Genomic DNA, 17,656 nt, shown 5'->3' with positions numbered 1-17,656 from the left:
TTTTATTATATTTTAGCAATCGGGTTCATCAACGGTAAGGAAGTCTCCAGATGATAAACTTGCATTTATTATTACGGTACCATATAATGTAAGTGTGTAATTATCCTTTGGAGGTGTAATTATGATACGTACCCAGATACTATTGCAGGAAGAACAGCATCGCTTTCTTCTAGAACAAGCACGTTTAAAAAAGATGAGTATCTCCGCAGTTGTTCGCCACTTGATTGAAGAAAAACAAGAAGAATTGTCGCTGGCCCAGGCAAGGGGTGCCCTGGAAATGGCCCGGGGGGCAGTCACCGGTCCCGCGGAATCAGTCCACCATGATGAGGTATTGTATCGATGAAGAAGGTTTTTATTGATACAGGGGCCTGGTATGCCCTGAAAAATAAAAAGGATACCCATCACCGGGACGCTGTACGTTTCTTCCAAAATCTAGCCGGCAAAGTTGTGTGCTATACTTCTGATTACGTTATTGACGAAGCGATAACCCTGACCCGCATCAGGTTGAAGAACCACCAGGTGGCAGCCACCCTTGCCGAAGAACTACTGAGTGAAAAAGCGGCAAGGGTAGTCTTTGTGGCCCCTGATTTTTTATCCAGGGCGTTAGAAATCTTCCGGGAATTTAAAGACCAGGATTTTTCCTTTACCGACTGTACCAGTTTTGCAATAATGGAGAGCCTGGGCATAGAAGAAGCCCTGGCCTTTGACACCCACTTTACCTTTGAAAAGTTCGGCCTGCGCCAGATCGTTAGTAACGAATATTAATATCCCAACAAGAAACCTGGCCTCTTACATTGGCAACTGATTCCCTGTCACAGAACTTTCCCCGGCGGTGTTATAGTTATAGCAGGGGTTGCAAGGGAGGGTGGCGTCCAGGACGTTCCCATCTTCATTAATCCTCAGATGACCCTGGGTCCTTTTGGCTGCCACTCCACCCCCAGCAACTGGATGCTCCTCTATACCCTGGTCTATATCGTCGTCCTGCTGGCCCTGGCCGTCTATAGCTTTAACCGGCGGGATATTTAGAATTAAACCCCTGGCGTACGTAAAACTTTTCTGGACCATATAGAATGTGGCCGGTTGGAGACCAGGTAAGGATTACCGATCTTCAACCGGCCACACCTGGATTTCTAAATGAATCTATGCGGCCAAAGACAGAACCCGCTGCAATATTTCTATAGACGCACAAATCAATTATTTCGTTCCGGTTAATGCCGAAAAAAATATCGACAAACCGGCAAAAGTCACTTTTCCCAAAAAAATAAAAGCCGGGATGGTCGTCCACGTAATGTACGGCGATGGCACCATTTTTTCCCTGTTGGTAGTGCGCGATTGGTTAGCCGCCGGGTCTTTTAGCAAAGTTGCTTCAGGCCCTGGCTTCTTTTATACCTCTACCCAGTGGCGCAGCATCCAGGCGGCCAACCAGAGGAAGAGAGTGACCAGGAGATGGAAGGCAACCTTACCCATGGCCAGGGCCGGTTGTGTAGGCAGCTATTTTTTTATTAAGGTATAGTCGTAACCGTCCGGGGGTAACTGGTAATCAAACAAAATAGGCATCTCCTTAAGTTCTAATTTTCGTAGTACCTGTGTGGCTTTTTCGTCCACGTACCATCCCTCTAGACCCTGCACCCAGGTGATGCGTCCAGCCCCTTCGTCCCTATCGACAACTACTTCACCCGCTGGTCTGACAATGAACTCCGTATCTTCATACCAGTGACGATTAAAATTCAGTTCTTCATTGCTACCAGCAATTCCGCCTCCAGGAAGTTCCTGTTCGTACAACCTGATAACATGGGGTGGATGACCATCTTTAGCTTGTGGTTCGCTATAATAGAGGCGGGCTACGATTTTGTATGCGGTCCTTTCGCTATACCACATGCCGCCGTCGGTTCGACCTGCACTTAAAAGCTCGTAACGCACCAGTACCGGCTGCGGGGCATTATCTTTGGCCGGGTAAAGAGAGGCTTTTTGTTTCTCGGCAAGATAGTCGTTAAGAGTAATGACTGCAGGAAGGATAAACTTTGTTTCTCGCCCCAGATAGCCCAGAGTCAGTTCACCGCTTCCCGGAAGCGGGTACTGCCATTTTTCTTGAAGTTCGGGCGGTAGAGAAAACTCAATTCCAACAACCTTTTCTTTCTCATTCCAATAAACCGTGGCCCCTAACATCTCTGCAATCCATCTTACGGGTACCATTGTTCTACCGTTAATAATCTGTGGCGGGACATCGAGGTGCATTTCCTTGCCGTTAAGGATGAGTCTTATAGGGTCGGCGGCAAAAACCATGGCCGTAAAAGCAGCCAGCAAAACAGCAGTACTGGCAAATATTATCCATTTTTTCATTTGCAGCCCCCCCAATTATTGGTTGTTATGGATAGTCAAGCCTTGAAATACCGTATGGGAATTGAGTGATTGTCTTTCACCTACAAATAAGCCTTCAATAAGGTGAGATTGCGTATTTATGAGGAAGTCCCAGTTTTGAACTGTCAACCCGCTGGTACCATTTTCATAGACCTCGACCCGTACCCGCACCGTACCATCTGTTTCCTCTTTGGCGTCAATAAACTTGTAATCTATAATAGCCGGGTAGAAACCGCCGATGGGGACAACAACTTCAGGGCCGACCAAATTAGAGTCAAAATTGTCGCTTACCAGCTGCTGGCCTTCCGCATGATTGCGTTCGTCAAAGGCCATCAAGAACCGTGTAACCCGGTTACGAATGAAAATCCATTGCTGAGCTGTAAGTCCCAACTTACCTTGCCATACATCAGGAGGCTGGTTTACCGTGACTTGCTGGTTCTTATAATCCCACTGGACATCAGCCCCCAAAGCTTCAGCTACCCAGCGTATAGGGACCATTGTTCTGCCACCAATCAAATGCGGGGGGACATCTGGTTTGATTTCCTGACCGTTAACAATTAGCTTAATCGGGTTAGCACCGAAAGCTCCTGCAGCCAGGGCTATAGTTAACACAACGGTACCTGTAAATATTAACCACCTTTTTCCCACTGGAAATACCTCCTTGAGATATAATTCATCTCCCCGGGATTACGGCAGACCGCAGGGCATCCCACATCTCACCGGGCACCAGCCCCAAGCGCCAGATGGCGATGCCGTCAAGGCCGTATCGCCTGGCGATACCGACTTTGGTTAAAATACTTGCCGGGGTTTCGGCGGGAGCAGAAATACCGAGTACCAGCTTTTCCGGCGGGACAGAAGCCCGGGCCATCTCCACCGCCTCCCTGACCAGGTTTAGCGGCTCCGGGGTGGAGCCGTAGTCGTAAGCCATAATGATAACCCGGTCGGCAATCTCTCCCAGGGCCTTATAATCGTATCCCTTATAGGCGCTGTTGGGAGCGTGGAGGGTAAGGGTTAAGTCAAGGCCGGCAGCCTTTACCCGCTCCGCCAGGAGCGTCACGAACCTGGTGAAGCTGTCCCGCACCGCCTGCAATTCATCGCCTGTATCTTGATAACCCAAACCCTCAAAGTCCAGGTTAACGCCCTGGTACAATACCGCTTCTGCCATTATGTCGTTAACCGCCCTGGCCATGGCCGCCTCAGTAGCCAGCAGGGAAGAAAGGGTGCCGTCGCCGTCGGTCACGTGGATTACCATCCCTGTTTTCAGGTTGTATTCCCCGGCCGCTTCCAGCACCTTTTCCCAGCCGTCCGGCCGCTGCCAGCCGGTCCTGCTCCTGGTAAGAAGGTTGCCTTCTTTGTCCAGGCTGTACCAGCCCAGGGCCAGTTCGTCCACAATATCCGTGTTTCCTGCCTCGTGTTCTGGGTAGGGCCTGCCAAAGAGGTTGGTCCAGCTGCTGGTCCTACCGTCGCCCAGGGCATAGAAACCGATAACCGTCATCGCCGCTGGCGGGGAAGTAATCCTGACCACTTTGAGGGCGCCATCCCAATCCACCCGGCAGCCGAAGGCTTCGCTGAAGAACCGCAGCGGTATCAGCGTCCTGCCGTTAAGGATTTGCGGGGCGACATCCAGGGGTATGGGGCTGCCGTTGCGGTAGGCGGTCGTGCTGCCGATCTGGAGCCGGACGGAGTTTTTGCCATCGCTGGCGCTTACCGTCCGGGTGGTGCTGTCCCAGGTCACCTCCACGTTCAATGCTTCCCCGGTGGCGCGGAAAGGGACCAGGACGTGGCCTTCCCGGATAACCGGCTGGACATCAAAGGTAACCGGCAGCCCGTCAACGAAGACCGGAATTTCCTGCTGTTCTTGAGCGAAGGCCGGCAGGGCGAAACCGCCGGCCAGTATAACCATAAAAATGAGAGCGAGCAAGAGCAACCGTTTCATTTTAAACCTCCTAAGAATGGTAAGCGCGAATACTATCGAAACAACAGGAATCATATAATGTTTTCGCATTCAACCAGGCAATTCCTCCCTGTCTTACCAGTGTCCTCCCGAACTTTTACCCCTCCGGAGGCAACTATCGGTTTAACTGATTGGCAGGAGATTATTGACAACCTGCCGTAAGTGGTATATTATAGCATTGTATTAACTGTATTAATTAATATAATACAGAAGAGGAGGTGCCTATGTTTCAGCTTGATTTCAAGGATCGTCGCCCCCTGCACGAGCAGATTAAAGAGCAGGTCAAAAAGCTGATTATTACCGGCGTACTGCAACCGGATGAGCGGATACCTTCAGTGCGCGAACTGGCCCAGATGTTGACCGTCAACCCCAATACCATCCAGAGGGCGTACAAAGACCTGGAGGCGGAAGGATTCATCTACTCCATCCGGGCTAAAGGCAGCTTTGTTGCCAACCGGGACAGTACAGAACCGCACCCGCGGCGGGAAGAGCTGATGCGGGAACTGGAACGCAACGTGGCCGAGTTAATGTATCTGAACGAACCGGTGGAACAGTTGCTGGAAACCATTCGCGCCATCTATAAAAAGGGAGGCCTGAATGAGTGATTGAAGTCAGAAATCTCAGCAAAAGTTTCGGTAAATATAAAGCCCTCGCCAGTGTCAGTATTGATGTCGCCAAAGGATCCGTTTACGGCTTGCTGGGCCCCAACGGCGCCGGCAAAACCACCCTCATTAAACATCTGGTTGGTGTCTATCGCCAGGATGAGGGGACCGTTGCCATTGCCGGCCAGCCGGTTTATGAGAACCCGGCCGTCAAGTCGTTCCTGGCTTACATACCCGATGACCTGTATTTCTTTTCCCAGTACAGCATCGAAGAAGCAGCCGGGTTCTACGCCACCTTTTACCCGGCCTGGAGCTGGAAAAGATTTGAGCTTTTAAAACGGGTGTTCGCCATCGACCCGCGGCGCCGGATCACCCGTCTATCCCGGGGCATGCAGAAACAGGTGGCCTTCTGGCTGGGCATCTCTGCCATGCCCGGGGTGATGATCCTTGATGAGCCGGTGGACGGCCTGGACCCGGTAATGCGCAAGAAGGTCTGGAACCTGGTGCTGCAGGACGTTGCCGAACGGGAAACTACGGTTCTGGTATCCTCCCATAACTTGCGGGAACTGGAGGACGTCTGTGACCATGTAGGCATCCTGCATAACGGTTCCATCCTCCTGGAAAAAAGGCTGGATGATTTAAAGAGCGATATTTACAAATTCCAGATGGCTTTTACCGGCGAAGCACCCCGGGAAATTTTCCGATCCGGAACGGTCCTGCACCGGGAACAAAACGGGAGCGTCCTCCTGCAGGTGGTCAAGGGAGATAAAGAACAGCTCCTGGCCGAGGCCCGGCAGGCCGGCCCGGTCATCCTGGATGTCCTCCCGCTGACCCTGGAGGAAATCTTCATCTATGAGCTGGGGGGGAGCGGTTATGACATTCAAAGCGTCCTTATTTAGCAAAGGCCTGCTGGTCAGCGATCTTAAACGTTTCTGGTGGGTCAGTGCCCTGTACGGCCTCTTCCTGTTTTTAATCCTTCCCTTTCACCACATGCTCCAGGAACTCCCCGCCGAAGAAAGTTGGGCCGGGGAAATGCTTAAGAGATCCCTGGACATTTTCTCGGGCCAGAGCGGCATACAGGCCGTCCTCATCTGCACCGTGCCCGTCATCCTGGGGGTGCTGCTTTTCCAGTACCTGCACAACAGCCGGGCGGTGGCGGTGATGCACAGCCTGCCCTGCAACCGCTTAACCCTATTCTGCAGCCACAGCGTCGCGGGGCTGGTGCTGCTGTTCCTGCCCGTCGCCATTACCGGGCTTGTGCTGGCAGTACTTAATATGACTACCCCTTTAAAGGGGTATTATTCCCTGTTGCATATTCTCCGGTGGATGGGTATGACGGCCCTGTTTGACACCCTGGTATTTGCCCTTACCGTTTTTGTCGGCATGTTCACCGGCAATACCGTAGCTCATCTGGCCTTTACCTATATCCTGCAGGTCTTACCCAACGGGCTGCATGTTCTCCTCGTGGAAAACTTGAGCAATTTGCTTTACGGCTACACCGCCGTCAACTACCCCGGCGAACTGCGGTACAACTTTCCCCTGATGATGTTTGCTTCCGGTACCGGGAAGGAAATTTTTACCGCCGGGACCGTCGCCGCGTATATCCTGGCAGCCGCCGCGATCTTTGCTGCCGCCTTCTTTATTTACAGGTTAAGGCAGGCGGAAGCTGCCGGCGACGTCATCGCCTTTCCGGTTCTACGGCCGGTTTTCAAGTACGGGGTTACTGCCTGCGGGATGCTCTTGGCGGGAGCATATTTCGCCGGTGTGTACAGGGGCGCTTTCCCGGTTATTGTGTGGGGTTACGTACTGGGTTCCTTTTTAGGCTACTTTACGGCTGAAGCCCTGCTCCAGAAATCTTTAAAAATCTGGGTGTCGTACAGGGGTTATCTGGGTTTTGCGGCGGTAATTGCGCTTTTGTTGCTCGGGATTGCCACCGACGCCACCGGTTATGTCCGCCGCGTTCCCGAACCGGAAAAGGTGCAGAAAGTGTACTTTGGTACGAGTATTTATGCCTGGACCCACATGGAGAAACTGAAAGACATACAAGAACCTGGACCCAGGTACGAAGGAGAGGTGTTCTTTGAAGACAGGGACAACATCGAGCATATTACCCGCCTGCACCGTGAATTGGTGGCGAACCCGGGTGCTAAAACAGGGTTAACCCGCTATATCATCTATACCCTGGCGGACGGCGGTTATTTAGCCCGCCGGTATTATATCGATGAAAAACAATACGCTTCCTTCCTCAAACCCATCTATGAATCCCCGGAGTATAAGCAGGCCAGGTTCCCGGTGGTGACCCAGGACCCGGCCGCGATTAAAATGATCGAAATTGATGATTACCGGGTTCCCAAAAGAGCGGTCATCCTGACCGACAGGATGGAGATCGGGGAGTTTACGGTCAGGTTGAAACAGGATGTCCTGGATGCCACCTTTGAAGAACTGACCGCCGGGAAGAAGGATTATGTACACATCACCATTGTGGACGCTTATGGAAGAAGCGACCATTATACCCTCCCCGATAGCTACAGGTCGGTTATTAACTGGTTAAAGGAAAAGGGGTATTACGAGGATATCGTATTGTTGCCGGAGGAAGTGGAATATGCCGTCCTGGAAAACCCGTTAACCCCGGGGAACGCGAAGGACGTTACGGCATCCCGCCGGGTTGAAATCAGGGACCGCCGGGTAATCGAGGAACTTCTCAATATCAATGGGTCAGCTGATTTCACTGTAAAGACAAGAGTCATTGAGGTTATTTTCTATGGCAGGACAACTGCGGGTCCTTTCCAGTTCAACAGCTTTATCAACCCCGACTGGCCTGTTTCGGCGGCACTAAAGGAATACATGATACGGCTGGACTAGTATCACTCAAGCAGTTTTTCCGAATGGGTAACAACAAGAGGCTCCAGGCCCGGGGAAGCGGGGAGCCGGCAATAAACCTTGGACAAAAGGCCCTGTCTCTGTTAAATTAGGGATGGGGTCCTTTGATTTTAGCACAGGGAGGATTAATGCTTGAGTCTCTTCAGCAAATTAAAAGAGGGTTTGAGTAAAACCCGGGATAATTTTACCCGGCGGGTGGGGGATTTACTGGCCGGCAGTAGCCGCCTGGATGACGATTTCTTTGACGAGCTGGAGGAAATTTTGGTAACCGCCGATGTCGGGGCCAGGACCAGCATGGAACTGGTGGAGCGGGTACGGCAGGAGGTAAAGAAAAGGCGGATAACGGAGCCGGCTGCAGTGGGAGAACTGCTCCGGCAAGAAGTCACCGGGATTCTCGGGGAGGAAGTACCGCGCCTGGGCTGGTCGCCCGCACCGCCGGCGGTATATCTGGTGGTGGGGGTCAACGGCGCCGGCAAGACGACCACCATCGGCAAGCTGGCTTATCGTTTCCAACAGGAGGGGAAAAAGGTCATCCTGGCGGCAGCCGACACCTTCCGGGCTGCAGCCGGCGAGCAACTGGACGTCTGGGCCGGGCGGGCCGGGGCCGAACTCATCCGCCACCAGGCCGGTGCCGATCCGGGGGCGGTAGTTTACGACGCTTTACAGGCGGCCCGTAACCGCCGCGCCGACGTGGTCCTGGTGGATACGGCCGGTCGCCTGCAGACCAAAGTTAACCTGATGGACGAGTTGAAGAAGATCCGCCGGGTAATTGAAAGGGAAATGCCCGGGGCACCCCACGAGGTGCTCCTGGTTCTCGACGCCACCACCGGCCAGAACGCCCTGTCCCAGGCCAAACTATTCAGCGAGGCGGTGGGGGTAACCGGCATCGTCCTGACCAAGCTCGACGGTACGGCCAGGGGCGGCGTGGTCCTGGCCATAGCCGCGGAAATGGGTATCCCCGTTAAGCTGGTAGGCCTGGGCGAAGGCCTGGACGACCTGAAAGAATTTCAACCCCGGGAGTTTGCCGCCGCCCTGTTCAGCGGCCTGGCCGGGGTAAAGGAGGAATAACGGTGGGCAAGATTTTGATCAAAGACTGCACTATCGTCCCGATCAGCGGACCGGTAATTGAGGAAGGTGTCATCGCCATCGACGGCGACAGCCTCTACTACGTCGGCCCGGCAGAGGGGCTGCCGGCCGGCTGGCAGGCGGATACCATTATCGCGGCCGGCGATAAGGTGGCCCTGCCGGGCCTGGTCAACGCCCACACCCACGTGGCCATGACCCTGCTGCGGAGCTACGCCGACGATCTCCCTTTGAAGCAGTGGCTGGAGGAAAAAATCTGGCCGCGGGAGGACAGGCTTACCCGGGAAGATATTTACTGGGGCACCAGGCTGGCCCTGCTGGAGATGATCCGCTCCGGTACCACCACCTTTGCCGATATGTACTTCCAGATGGACGCCGTGGCCGAGGCCGTCGTCGAGGCCGGCCTGCGGGCCTGCCTCAGCCAGGGGCTCATTGGCTTCCAGGACGGTGACGGCGGGCGGCTGGCGACCGGCGTCAGCCTGGTCAAGGAGTGGCAGGGGGCCGGTGAAGGCCGTATTACCACCATGCTGGGACCCCATGCCCCCTATACCTGCCCCCCGGAATACCTGACTAAAGTAGCCGGGACGGCGGCCGGGTTGGGGGTGGGCCTGCATATCCACCTGGCGGAAACGAAGGGCGAGGTAGCCGAAATCCAGGAACGTTACGGGGCTACGCCGGTAGCCCTGGTCAACGAACTGGGCCTGTTCGACCTGCCGGTCCTGGCCGCCCACTGCGTTCACCTGACCGCCGCAGATATTTCTATCCTGGCAGAAAAAAAGGTCGGCGTGGCCCACTGTCCGGAGAGCAACCTGAAGCTGGCGAGCGGGGTGGCCCCGGTGGCGGCGATGCTGGCCGCCGGAGTCAACGTGGCCATCGGCACCGACGGCGCTGCCAGCAACAACAACCTGGACATGGTGGCCGAGATGCGGACCTGTGCCCTGCTGGCCAAAGGTATTTCTGGAGATCCCACGGCCGTCCCCGCCCGCCAGGCCCTGGTGATGGCCACCCTCAACGGCGCCCGGGCCCTGGGCCTGGAAAAGGAGATCGGTACCCTGGAGGCCGGTAAAAAGGCGGATCTTATCCTGTTAAACAAATACCGGCCCCACTTAATGCCGCCCCATAATGTAGAAGCCAACCTGGTCTATGCTGCTAACGGAAGCGATGTCGATACGGTGATCGTCAACGGGAAAATTCTCATGGCCGGTGGGGAAGTAAAAAACCTGGACGTCGATGAGATTTACGCCCAGGTAATGAAACGGGCTGGTAGGTAAAAAAATTCCACCTCCTTCCACGCCTACGGGGTTAGCTGCCGGGTGCGGACCCAGGATGGCCCTACCCGGCACTTAGATTCGAGTGCCGGGATTAACCCCAGAAAACGGTTCCCCCGTTTTCCACCGAGGAAATTCGGCGATCTGGTGGAAGAAAGGATGGAATTGATGGCATATTTATTTTAACATGATAGCTCATATTTGTTAACATAAAACTCTGGGACCGGGACAGATAATTTTTGCCAGGATGCCTCCTCTGCGGCTACTGCACCGAAGTGTGCCCGCGGTTTGCAATAAGGATGAGGATGATATATAAGGCCTGCTATGGATCAGCAGGGGAAGTTTTATTGCGTTCTCATACCCTGTCAAAGTCGTGCCCTTGACAGCATCCATAAAGTACCCTATAATTTTCTACGGTGGTACTAATGCTTGACCAGCTGGCCCGGGTGGCCCGCCTGTACGATTTTTACGGTCCCCTTCTTACCCCCAAGCAGCGGCAACTGCTGGAACTTCACTATCACCACGATCTCTCCCTGGGCGAGATCGCGGAGGAGGAAGGGATCAGCCGCCAGGCCGTCTACGACGGCCTGCACAGGGCGATTAAGGCCCTGGAGGATTATGAAGCCCGCCTGGGTTACCTGCAGCGGGAACTCACCTTACGGGAACGGCTGGCCGCAGCCGTCAGGCACCTGGAAAACTACCGCCGCGGCGGCGGGGAAGGGGAACTGGCCGAAGCTTACCAGATCCTTGAGCGGCTACTGGAACTGCCTGAGGGCAGTGCGGGGAAAAACTAACCCGGGAAACCATTTCTACATATTGCCCGTATTAAAGGTTAGCAGGGTGAGGTGAAACAGGTGGCCGTTTTTGCTTCCCTGGCCGACAAGCTCCAGGAAACCTTTAAAAAACTGCGCGGTAAAGGCAAGCTCACCGAGGCCGACGTCACGGCCGCCATGCGGGAGATCCGCCTGGCTTTACTGGAAGCCGACGTCAACTTCAAGGTCGTCAAAGATTTTATCAACCGGGTCAAGGAGCGGGCTGTCGGCCAGGAAGTAATGGCCAGCATTACCCCCGGCCAGCAGGTAGTTAAGATCGTCCATGAAGAGCTGACGGCCCTCATGGGCGGCAGTGAGAGCAAAATCAACTGGGCCGGCCAGCCCCCGACGGTCATCATGCTAGTGGGCCTACAGGGCGCCGGCAAGACAACTACGGCTGCCAAGCTGGCCCGCCTGGTACAAAACCAGGGGCGACGGCCCCTGCTGGTGGCTGCCGACGTCTACCGCCCGGCGGCCATCAAACAGCTCCAGGTCCTTGGTGAACAGTTAAAGGTACCAGTATTCAGCATGGGTGAAGGAATCAATCCCGTCGATATCGCCCGCGCCTCGGTAGAGCACGCCCGCAAATACGGCAACAACCCCGTCATCCTGGATACCGCCGGCAGGCTGCATATTAACGAGACAATGATGGCCGAGCTGGCGGCCATAAAAGAAGCGGTCAACCCCCAGGAAATTCTCCTGGTGGTAGATGCCATGACCGGCCAGGATGCCGTGCAGGTGGCTTCTAACTTCCACCAGCAGCTTGGCCTGACGGGGGTAATCCTCACCAAACTGGACGGCGATACCCGCGGCGGCGCCGCCCTCTCCGTCCGGGCGGTTACCGGGTGCCCTATAAAATTTATCGGCATGGGGGAAAAAACCGAGGCCCTGGAGACCTTCCACCCGGACCGCCTCGCTTCCCGCATCCTGGGGATGGGGGATGTCTTGAGCCTCATTGAAAAGGCCCAGGCCAACCTTGACGTCGAGAAGGCTAAAGAACTCCAGAGAAAAATTCGCCAGCAGGAGTTTACCCTGGAAGATTTCCTGGAGCAGATGAAGCAGATGAAAAAGATGGGTCCCCTGGAAGACATTTTAGGGATGTTGCCCGGGGCCGGTAAAATGAAGCAATTGAAGGGCATCCAGATTGATCCCAAGGAATTGGTCCACACCGAGGCCATTATCCAGTCCATGACCCCGGAGGAACGCCGCAACCCGGCCATAATCAACGGCAGTCGTAAAAAGCGCATCGCCGCCGGCAGCGGTACCCGGGTCCAGGATGTAAATCGCCTGCTGCGCCAGTTTGAAGAAGCCAAAAAGCTGATGCATTTTTTAGGTGAAGGCGGTAACAAGATAAAAAAGAAGGGCCGCCTACCGTTCCCATTTTAAAAGGAGGTGACTGCAAATGGCAACTAAGATCCGTTTAAAGCGGATGGGCGCAAAAAAAGCACCCTTTTACCGGGTGGTTGTAGCCGATTCCCGTTCACCCCGCGACGGGAGGGTGATTGAAGAGATCGGGTTCTATAACCCCGTCAAACAACCGGCCGAAATCAATGTTGATGAGGAAAAAGCCCTGCGCTGGCTGAACACCGGGGCGCAGCCTTCAGAAACGGTGCGCGCTCTGTTGAAAAAAGCTGGTGTCTGGCAGAAGTTTGTTGCTGCCAGGGAAGCTAAATAGGGGGGACTAAAATGAAGGAACTGTTATTGACCCTGGCCCAGGCCCTCGTAGATCACCCCGAGCAGGTCAGCGTTAACCAGGTGGAAGGCGAAAAATCTGTAATCCTGGAGTTGAGGGTAGCCCAGGAAGACATGGGCAAGGTTATCGGCAAGCAGGGGCGTATTGCCCGGGCCATCCGTACCCTGGTTAAAGCTGCCGCCGCCCACCAGGGTAAAAGAGTTATTGTGGAGATAATCCAGTAGATATGGTACCTGACAGGATCGGCGTCGGTAAAATCGTGTCTACCCACGGTGTCCGGGGGGAAGTGAAGGTAGAACCCTGGACGGACTTTCCCGCACGTTTTCGCCCCGGGACCAGGATGTTTCTCCAGCAGGAAGAAGAGACAAGGCTGGTAACTATCACCGCAGCCCGCTCTCAAGGCCGGCACATTATCCTGAAGCTGGCGGAAATTAATGATTGCGAAGAGGCCGGGGCATTACGTGGTGCTATACTTAAAGTAGATCAGGGGGAAGTTGAACCGCTACCGGAAGGACATTATTACATCTTCCAGCTGGTGGGTAGCCGGGTATATACTACCGGCGGCGAATTCCTGGGAACCTTAACCGAGGTGTTGACCACCGGCGCCAACGACGTCTATGTGGTCTTGGGCACCGGGGAAAAGGAAATATTAATACCGGCCTTAAAAGAAGTGGTACGTAAAATCGACCTGGACCGGAAGGAAATAACCGTTGCCCTGCCACCGGGATTGCTGGATTAGGGGGTCCGGACCTTGCGGGTTGATGTCCTTACCATTTTTCCCGAAATATTTTCCGGCTTTCTAAATACCAGTATCATCAAACGGGCCCGGGAACAGGGATTTCTAACCGTTAACCTGGTTGATATCAGGGACTATGCCGGGAATAAACACCGCAACGTCGACGACTATCCCTTCGGCGGCGGGCCGGGAATGGTTATGCAGGCCGAGCCCATTTTCCTGGCTGTAGAAGCCCTGTTGCCCGGAGAAAACGCGGTGAGGCCGCCCATCATCCTTTTATCACCCCAGGGCGAAGTCTTTAACCAGGACCTGGCTGCCGAACTGGCCGGGGAAGAACGCCTTGTTCTCATTTGCGGCCATTATGAAGGCGTTGATGAACGGGTCAGGCAGTTCCTGGCGAACCGGGAAATATCAATTGGCGACTATGTCTTGACCGGCGGCGAGCTGCCGGCCATGGTAGTTATTGATGCCGTTACCCGCCTGTTACCGGGAGTGCTGGGAGACCCGGCAGGGGCCAGGGAGGATTCCTTTGCCATGGGGCTGCTGGAGTATCCCCAGTATACCAGGCCCCGTTCCTTCCGCGGGATGGAAGTGCCGGAAGTATTACTGTCCGGCAACCATGAAAGGATAAGGCAATGGCGGCGCCGGCAGGCATTAGAACGGACCTGGCGGCGACGGCCGGATTTACTGGCAAGAGTAGACTTGAGCGCGGAGGACCGGCACCTCCTGGAAGAAATTATCCGCAGTGCCCGTAGTGAAGACCGGAAAACTGTGCTATAATAAACGCTGGTGTTACCGGCAGGGAAAGGAGGGGTTATGGTGAATATTCTAGAAACCCTGGAAAAGGAACAAATGCGTTCAGATATACCCGAGTTTAGACCCGGGGATACCGTTCGTGTCCATATCAAGGTCGTTGAGGGCAACCGGGAGCGCATCCAGGTTTTTGAAGGTACGGTTATCGGCCGCCGCGGGCGGGGTATAAATGAAACCTTTACCGTCCGCAGGGTATCGTACGGCGTGGCGGTAGAGAGGATTTTTCCCCTTCATTCGCCGCGTATTGAACGTATAGAAGTGGTAAGGCGCGGCCGGGTCAGGAGGGCAAAGCTCTATTACCTGCGCGGGCGTGCCGGCAAAGCTGCCCGGATTAAAGAAGAGAGGTAACATAGTCGAACGACGGGACTGGTGATCCAATCAGTCCCGTGTTTGACTAATGGGGGGCGTTAATTTTTGGAAGACTGCAATAAGGCGACCGTGGAAAGTAAGGCTTCGCCCTGGTGGAAAGAAATACTCCAGTCCCTGGTAATCGCCGCCGTTTTAGCCCTGATTATCCGGAGTTTTCTTTTTACCCCCTTTTATATTCCCTCACCTTCCATGGAGCCAACCCTTTACCCCGGGGATCGTATTATTGTAAACCGCCTGGCCTACCGCCTGGGAGAACCCCGGCGTGGGGATATTGTCGTTTTTCGTTACCCCTTTGATCCAGGCCGCGATTTAATTAAACGGGTGGTGGCCGTAGGTGGGGATACTGTTGAGGCACGGGACAATGTTCTGTATATCAACGGCCAGCCCCAGCCACCGGCCGAGTATTTACCGCCGGGGGTAGTCTACAGTGATTTTGGTCCTGTTAAAGTACCGCCCGGCAGCTATTTTATGATGGGAGATAACCGCAATAACAGCGCCGACAGCCGGGTATGGGGGACCCTGGACGGGAAGTTGATTATCGGCAAGGCTTTCCTGGTTTACTGGCCTATAAATCGTATCGGGTTTCTCAAGTAGGTGGCTGTAATGCCGGCGGGATTAAAAACCTTGCGCCAGTTTTTAAAAGTTGTCGATATTGTCCTGGAGGTAGCCGATGCCCGGCTGCCTGCGTCCAGCCGTTATCCCGATCTCGGCACGATCCTGGGCGGTAGGTCGCGGCTTCTGGTTTTAACCAGGCCCGACCTGGCCGATCCCGAGGCTACAGCCCGGTGGCTGGAAGCCTTCCAGGCAGGGGGAACTCCTGCGGTGGCCGTCAATGCCCGGACGGGGGAGGGGATGCGGCTTCTACGCCGGGAACTGGCAGATACAGCCAAGAAAAAAAAGGAAAAACTTGTCCTAAAGGGATTGCGGGCACGGCCATTAAGGATTATGGTCCTGGGGATTCCCAATGTTGGCAAATCTTCGTTATTGAATCGCCTGGCAGGAAGAAGCGGGGCCCGGACCGGCGATCGGCCCGGGATTACCCGGGGGCCCCAGTGGCTTCGCATGGAGGGCGAGATGGAACTGCTTGATACTCCCGGCGTTCTCTGGCCCCACTGGCACGAAGCCGGGACGGCCCTGTGGCTCGGGGCCATCGGTTGCGCTCCTGAGGGCATCCTTCCTGTAACCGACATCGCCGAACTGGTGTTACAATTTTTACTTGCTAGATCCCCGGAAATCCTGCGGGCAAGATATGGTATCACCGGGGAGGAGACTGGAGGATCCGATTTACTCACAGCCATTGGGCGCCGGCGCGGTTTTCTCCTGCCCGGCGGTATAATTGACCGGGAAAAAACTGCCCTGGCCCTGATTAACGAATTCCGGGAAGGACATTTAGGCCGCTACACCCTGGAATTACCTGATAAATTTTTAACCTCTCCGGTGCCGTGATAGTTCCGGTACGAAGTAAAGGGAAGAAAGGGCAGAAGTATAGTATTTTTCTTCCGATACTTTACAATAGAGGTAATGTGTTAAACCCGGTAGCAGGGGAGGTAATAGTTATGCCGGCCGGTAAGATTACCCTTATGATTGCCGATGACCACCCGCTGGTGCGGGAAGGCATTCGTAAAATTCTGGAACTGGAACCGGGGATCCAGGTGGTCGCGGAGGCCGGGAACGGCCAGGAAGCCATTGCCATGGCCCGGCTCCATCGCCCGGACGTAATTTTAATTGATATTAACATGCCGGGTTTAAACGGCATTGAAGCTACCAGGGTGATCCGTCGCGAACTGCCCCAAACCGGCATCCTGGCCCTGACCATTCATGACGATGAGGAATATATCATTGAACTGCTCAAGAGCGGGGTTTCCGGTTATGTTCTAAAGGATATCGGGGCCGATGAATTAGTTAAGGCTATATTCCAGGTGGCCCGGGGATACCAGGTAATTCACCCCGGTATTGCCCCTAAGATAGTTGAATATATCCAGAAGAGGGATTTGCCAACCAACTTGCCGGTGGATATGCTGCCGTTAACGCCCAGGGAACGGGAAATTTTAGCTCAAGTCAGCCGGGGAAAATCAAACCGTGAGATCGCCCGGGAGTTGTATATTAGTGAAAAAACGGTAAAAAACCATTTGACGAATATCTTTCATAAAATTGGCGTCAGTGATCGCACCCAGGCGGCCCTTTATGCCTTGAAACGCGGGTTAAGTGATGGTAATCTAATATAGGTGGTAAAAAGGTGGCCGAAGTGCAGGGAGTAAATCTGGAAGAGCAGGAGCGGGTAGCGGCCCTTTATGCCTGGGAGCGACGCCTGCAGCGGCTGGGTGCCGTGTATATTGCCGGCGTCGATGAAGCCGGCCGGGGTCCCCTGGCAGGGCCGGTCACTGCCGCTGCCGTTATCTTGCCGCCGGGTTTGTTTATTGCCGGCCTTAATGATTCTAAGAGAGTATCGCCAGCCAGGCGCCGGCAACTGGCGGTGATAATTAAAGAAAAAAGCCTGGCCTGGGCCGTTGGCTGGGCTTCGGTCAAAGAGATTGACTGCCTGAATATCATGGTGGCTTCCCGGTGGGCCATGTGGCGGGCTCTTACGGCTTTACCTGTTAAGCCTGACCATGTTTTAGTGGACGGTTTTAAATTACCGGGGTTCCCTGTCCCCCAGACTCCTCTGGTAGGTGGCGATGCGTTAAGCGCCTCCATTGCGGCTGCCTCGATCCTGGCCAAGGTAGCCCGGGATGATTTGATGGAAGCCTACGATGCTGTCTTTCCGGGCTACGGCCTGGCCGAAAACAAAGGCTACCCAACGCCCGGCCACCGGCGTGCCCTGGCCCGCCTGGGTCCCAGCTCATTGCACCGCTTGAGTTTTACCCCCCTCCTGCCTGGCCCAAGCAGGGATTCACTTAAAAATGGCGAATAGAGATATAAGTATTGCCAAAGGGTAGCAAACAAATATGGAAAGGAGGTACCAAGGTTGTTACAGCAGTATGGGATAATAGCTGTTTTCCTTGCCGGTGGGGCAGCTACGGCCATTGCCGCCCTGGCAGCAAACTGGCTCCTCCGCCCCAGGGAAAAAGAGATAGGAGACAAGGCGGCC

The 17,656-nt window shown here is 54.6% G+C and carries 24 protein-coding genes and 1 riboswitch; of the genes, 21 read left to right on the top strand and 3 right to left on the bottom strand.

Annotated features, from left to right (window positions below):
- Nucleotides 1–121 precede the first annotated feature (121 nt).
- The 4 genes from NWF31_RS13755 to NWF31_RS13740 all read left to right on the top strand — a co-directional run bounded on the left by NWF31_RS13755 (nucleotide 122) and on the right by NWF31_RS13740 (nucleotide 1,513).
- Entirely contained in the window at nucleotides 122–343 is a 222-nt protein-coding gene (locus NWF31_RS13755; RefSeq protein ID WP_258361075.1) for a hypothetical protein, read from the top strand.
- Nucleotides 340–765 (top strand): type II toxin-antitoxin system VapC family toxin, encoded by a 426-nt coding sequence (locus tag NWF31_RS13750; RefSeq protein ID WP_258361074.1) that lies wholly within the window; start codon nucleotides 340–342, stop codon nucleotides 763–765. The genes NWF31_RS13755 and NWF31_RS13750 overlap by 4 nt, the downstream gene beginning before the upstream one ends.
- Before the next feature lie 138 nt (nucleotides 766–903).
- On the top strand, nucleotides 904–1,026 hold the full coding sequence (locus NWF31_RS13745) for a hypothetical protein (RefSeq protein WP_258361073.1): 123 nt from the start codon (nucleotides 904–906) through the stop codon (nucleotides 1,024–1,026).
- Between the two features lie 262 nt (nucleotides 1,027–1,288).
- On the top strand, nucleotides 1,289–1,513 hold the full coding sequence (locus NWF31_RS13740; protein ID WP_258361072.1) for a hypothetical protein: 225 nt from the start codon (nucleotides 1,289–1,291) through the stop codon (nucleotides 1,511–1,513).
- On the opposite strand, the gene NWF31_RS13735 is transcribed toward NWF31_RS13740, so the two are convergent.
- From NWF31_RS13735 to NWF31_RS13725, 3 genes are read right to left on the bottom strand one after another with little or no spacing between them, the layout of a single operon-like run.
- Entirely contained in the window at nucleotides 1,492–2,340 is an 849-nt protein-coding gene (locus NWF31_RS13735) for a copper amine oxidase N-terminal domain-containing protein (protein ID WP_258361071.1), read from the bottom strand. The two genes, NWF31_RS13740 and NWF31_RS13735, sit on opposite strands and share 22 nt — an antisense overlap.
- 15 nt (nucleotides 2,341–2,355) lie before the next feature.
- Nucleotides 2,356–2,988 carry a copper amine oxidase N-terminal domain-containing protein gene (locus tag NWF31_RS13730; RefSeq protein ID WP_422880291.1) on the bottom strand — a complete coding sequence of 211 codons (633 nt, stop codon included), beginning with the start codon at nucleotides 2,986–2,988 and terminating at the stop codon, nucleotides 2,356–2,358.
- Nucleotides 2,989–3,031: 43 nt separating this feature from the next.
- Complete coding sequence (locus NWF31_RS13725; protein ID WP_258361069.1) at nucleotides 3,032–4,294, bottom strand: stalk domain-containing protein; 1,263 nt, start codon at nucleotides 4,292–4,294, stop codon at nucleotides 3,032–3,034.
- Between the two features lie 242 nt (nucleotides 4,295–4,536).
- Between NWF31_RS13725 and NWF31_RS13720 the strand changes: the two genes are divergently transcribed.
- The 17 genes from NWF31_RS13720 to rnhB all read left to right on the top strand — a co-directional run bounded on the left by NWF31_RS13720 (nucleotide 4,537) and on the right by rnhB (nucleotide 17,479).
- On the top strand, nucleotides 4,537–4,917 hold the full coding sequence (locus NWF31_RS13720) for a GntR family transcriptional regulator (RefSeq protein WP_258361068.1): 381 nt from the start codon (nucleotides 4,537–4,539) through the stop codon (nucleotides 4,915–4,917).
- Complete coding sequence (locus NWF31_RS13715; protein WP_258361067.1) at nucleotides 4,914–5,813, top strand: ABC transporter ATP-binding protein; 900 nt, start codon at nucleotides 4,914–4,916, stop codon at nucleotides 5,811–5,813. Before NWF31_RS13720 ends, NWF31_RS13715 begins: the two co-directional genes overlap by 4 nt.
- Nucleotides 5,788–7,776, top strand: coding sequence for a DUF6449 domain-containing protein (locus NWF31_RS13710; protein WP_258361066.1), 1,989 nt, complete (start codon nucleotides 5,788–5,790; stop codon nucleotides 7,774–7,776). The genes NWF31_RS13715 and NWF31_RS13710 overlap by 26 nt, the downstream gene beginning before the upstream one ends.
- Nucleotides 7,777–7,926: 150 nt before the next feature.
- On the top strand, nucleotides 7,927–8,862 hold the full coding sequence (ftsY, locus tag NWF31_RS13705; RefSeq protein ID WP_258361065.1) for a signal recognition particle-docking protein FtsY: 936 nt from the start codon (nucleotides 7,927–7,929) through the stop codon (nucleotides 8,860–8,862).
- Between the two features lie 2 nt (nucleotides 8,863–8,864).
- A complete protein-coding gene (locus NWF31_RS13700; protein WP_258361064.1) occupies nucleotides 8,865–10,148 on the top strand; it encodes an amidohydrolase in 1,284 nt (427 codons plus the stop codon).
- 5 nt (nucleotides 10,149–10,153) lie between these two features.
- Nucleotides 10,154–10,297: riboswitch (cyclic di-AMP (ydaO/yuaA leader) on the bottom strand.
- An 87-nt stretch (nucleotides 10,298–10,384) separates the two neighbouring features.
- A complete protein-coding gene (locus NWF31_RS15035) occupies nucleotides 10,385–10,528 on the top strand; it encodes a 4Fe-4S binding protein (RefSeq protein WP_422880290.1) in 144 nt (47 codons plus the stop codon).
- A 42-nt stretch (nucleotides 10,529–10,570) separates the two neighbouring features.
- Nucleotides 10,571–10,939: a YlxM family DNA-binding protein gene (ylxM, locus tag NWF31_RS13695; protein WP_258361063.1), complete on the top strand. Its 369-nt coding sequence runs from the start codon at nucleotides 10,571–10,573 to the stop codon at nucleotides 10,937–10,939.
- Between the two features lie 60 nt (nucleotides 10,940–10,999).
- A complete protein-coding gene (gene ffh, locus NWF31_RS13690; RefSeq protein WP_258361095.1) occupies nucleotides 11,000–12,343 on the top strand; it encodes a signal recognition particle protein in 1,344 nt (447 codons plus the stop codon).
- Nucleotides 12,344–12,359: 16 nt separating this feature from the next.
- Nucleotides 12,360–12,632, top strand: coding sequence for a 30S ribosomal protein S16 (gene rpsP, locus NWF31_RS13685; protein ID WP_258361062.1), 273 nt, complete (start codon nucleotides 12,360–12,362; stop codon nucleotides 12,630–12,632).
- A gap of 11 nt (nucleotides 12,633–12,643) precedes the next feature.
- A complete protein-coding gene (locus NWF31_RS13680; protein WP_258361061.1) occupies nucleotides 12,644–12,874 on the top strand; it encodes a KH domain-containing protein in 231 nt (76 codons plus the stop codon).
- Between the two features lie 2 nt (nucleotides 12,875–12,876).
- Nucleotides 12,877–13,389 (top strand): ribosome maturation factor RimM, encoded by a 513-nt coding sequence (rimM, locus tag NWF31_RS13675; protein WP_258361060.1) that lies wholly within the window; start codon nucleotides 12,877–12,879, stop codon nucleotides 13,387–13,389.
- A 12-nt stretch (nucleotides 13,390–13,401) separates the two neighbouring features.
- A complete protein-coding gene (trmD, locus tag NWF31_RS13670) occupies nucleotides 13,402–14,166 on the top strand; it encodes a tRNA (guanosine(37)-N1)-methyltransferase TrmD (RefSeq protein WP_258361059.1) in 765 nt (254 codons plus the stop codon).
- Between the two features lie 39 nt (nucleotides 14,167–14,205).
- Nucleotides 14,206–14,547 carry a 50S ribosomal protein L19 gene (gene rplS / locus NWF31_RS13665; protein WP_422880289.1) on the top strand — a complete coding sequence of 114 codons (342 nt, stop codon included), beginning with the start codon at nucleotides 14,206–14,208 and terminating at the stop codon, nucleotides 14,545–14,547.
- A 66-nt stretch (nucleotides 14,548–14,613) separates the two neighbouring features.
- Nucleotides 14,614–15,162, top strand: coding sequence for a signal peptidase I (gene lepB, locus NWF31_RS13660; RefSeq protein ID WP_258361057.1), 549 nt, complete (start codon nucleotides 14,614–14,616; stop codon nucleotides 15,160–15,162).
- A gap of 9 nt (nucleotides 15,163–15,171) precedes the next feature.
- Nucleotides 15,172–16,014: a ribosome biogenesis GTPase YlqF gene (gene ylqF / locus NWF31_RS13655; RefSeq protein ID WP_258361056.1), complete on the top strand. Its 843-nt coding sequence runs from the start codon at nucleotides 15,172–15,174 to the stop codon at nucleotides 16,012–16,014.
- A gap of 110 nt (nucleotides 16,015–16,124) precedes the next feature.
- Nucleotides 16,125–16,793, top strand: coding sequence for a response regulator (locus NWF31_RS13650; RefSeq protein ID WP_258361055.1), 669 nt, complete (start codon nucleotides 16,125–16,127; stop codon nucleotides 16,791–16,793).
- A gap of 11 nt (nucleotides 16,794–16,804) precedes the next feature.
- Nucleotides 16,805–17,479: a ribonuclease HII gene (gene rnhB / locus NWF31_RS13645; protein ID WP_258361054.1), complete on the top strand. Its 675-nt coding sequence runs from the start codon at nucleotides 16,805–16,807 to the stop codon at nucleotides 17,477–17,479.
- The last annotated feature ends 177 nt before the right edge of the window (nucleotides 17,480–17,656 follow it).

The sequence above is a fragment of the Neomoorella sulfitireducens genome, assembly GCF_024733845.1.
GTDB lineage: Bacteria > Bacillota > DSM-521 > Neomoorellales > Neomoorellaceae > Neomoorella > Neomoorella sulfitireducens.
The sequence above is the reverse complement of the archived record's forward strand: the minus strand, read 5'-3'. Positions and strand labels throughout refer to the sequence as shown.

Coding starts and splice junctions, on each gene's coding strand:
- NWF31_RS13735 (WP_258361071.1), bottom strand. CDS start 2,340: ATGAAAAAATGGATAATATTTGCCAGTACTGCTGTTTTGCTGGCTGCT.
- NWF31_RS13720 (WP_258361068.1), top strand. CDS start 4,537: ATGTTTCAGCTTGATTTCAAGGATCGTCGCCCCCTGCACGAGCAGATT.
- rpsP (WP_258361062.1), top strand. CDS start 12,360: ATGGCAACTAAGATCCGTTTAAAGCGGATGGGCGCAAAAAAAGCACCC.
- NWF31_RS13755 (WP_258361075.1), top strand. CDS start 122: ATGATACGTACCCAGATACTATTGCAGGAAGAACAGCATCGCTTTCTT.
- NWF31_RS13750 (WP_258361074.1), top strand. CDS start 340: ATGAAGAAGGTTTTTATTGATACAGGGGCCTGGTATGCCCTGAAAAAT.
- NWF31_RS13725 (WP_258361069.1), bottom strand. CDS start 4,294: ATGAAACGGTTGCTCTTGCTCGCTCTCATTTTTATGGTTATACTGGCC.
- ylxM (WP_258361063.1), top strand. CDS start 10,571: ATGCTTGACCAGCTGGCCCGGGTGGCCCGCCTGTACGATTTTTACGGT.
- rimM (WP_258361060.1), top strand. CDS start 12,877: ATGGTACCTGACAGGATCGGCGTCGGTAAAATCGTGTCTACCCACGGT.
- NWF31_RS13710 (WP_258361066.1), top strand. CDS start 5,788: ATGACATTCAAAGCGTCCTTATTTAGCAAAGGCCTGCTGGTCAGCGAT.
- NWF31_RS13745 (WP_258361073.1), top strand. CDS start 904: ATGACCCTGGGTCCTTTTGGCTGCCACTCCACCCCCAGCAACTGGATG.
- NWF31_RS13740 (WP_258361072.1), top strand. CDS start 1,289: ATGTACGGCGATGGCACCATTTTTTCCCTGTTGGTAGTGCGCGATTGG.
- ylqF (WP_258361056.1), top strand. CDS start 15,172: ATGCCGGCGGGATTAAAAACCTTGCGCCAGTTTTTAAAAGTTGTCGAT.
- NWF31_RS13680 (WP_258361061.1), top strand. CDS start 12,644: ATGAAGGAACTGTTATTGACCCTGGCCCAGGCCCTCGTAGATCACCCC.
- NWF31_RS13650 (WP_258361055.1), top strand. CDS start 16,125: ATGCCGGCCGGTAAGATTACCCTTATGATTGCCGATGACCACCCGCTG.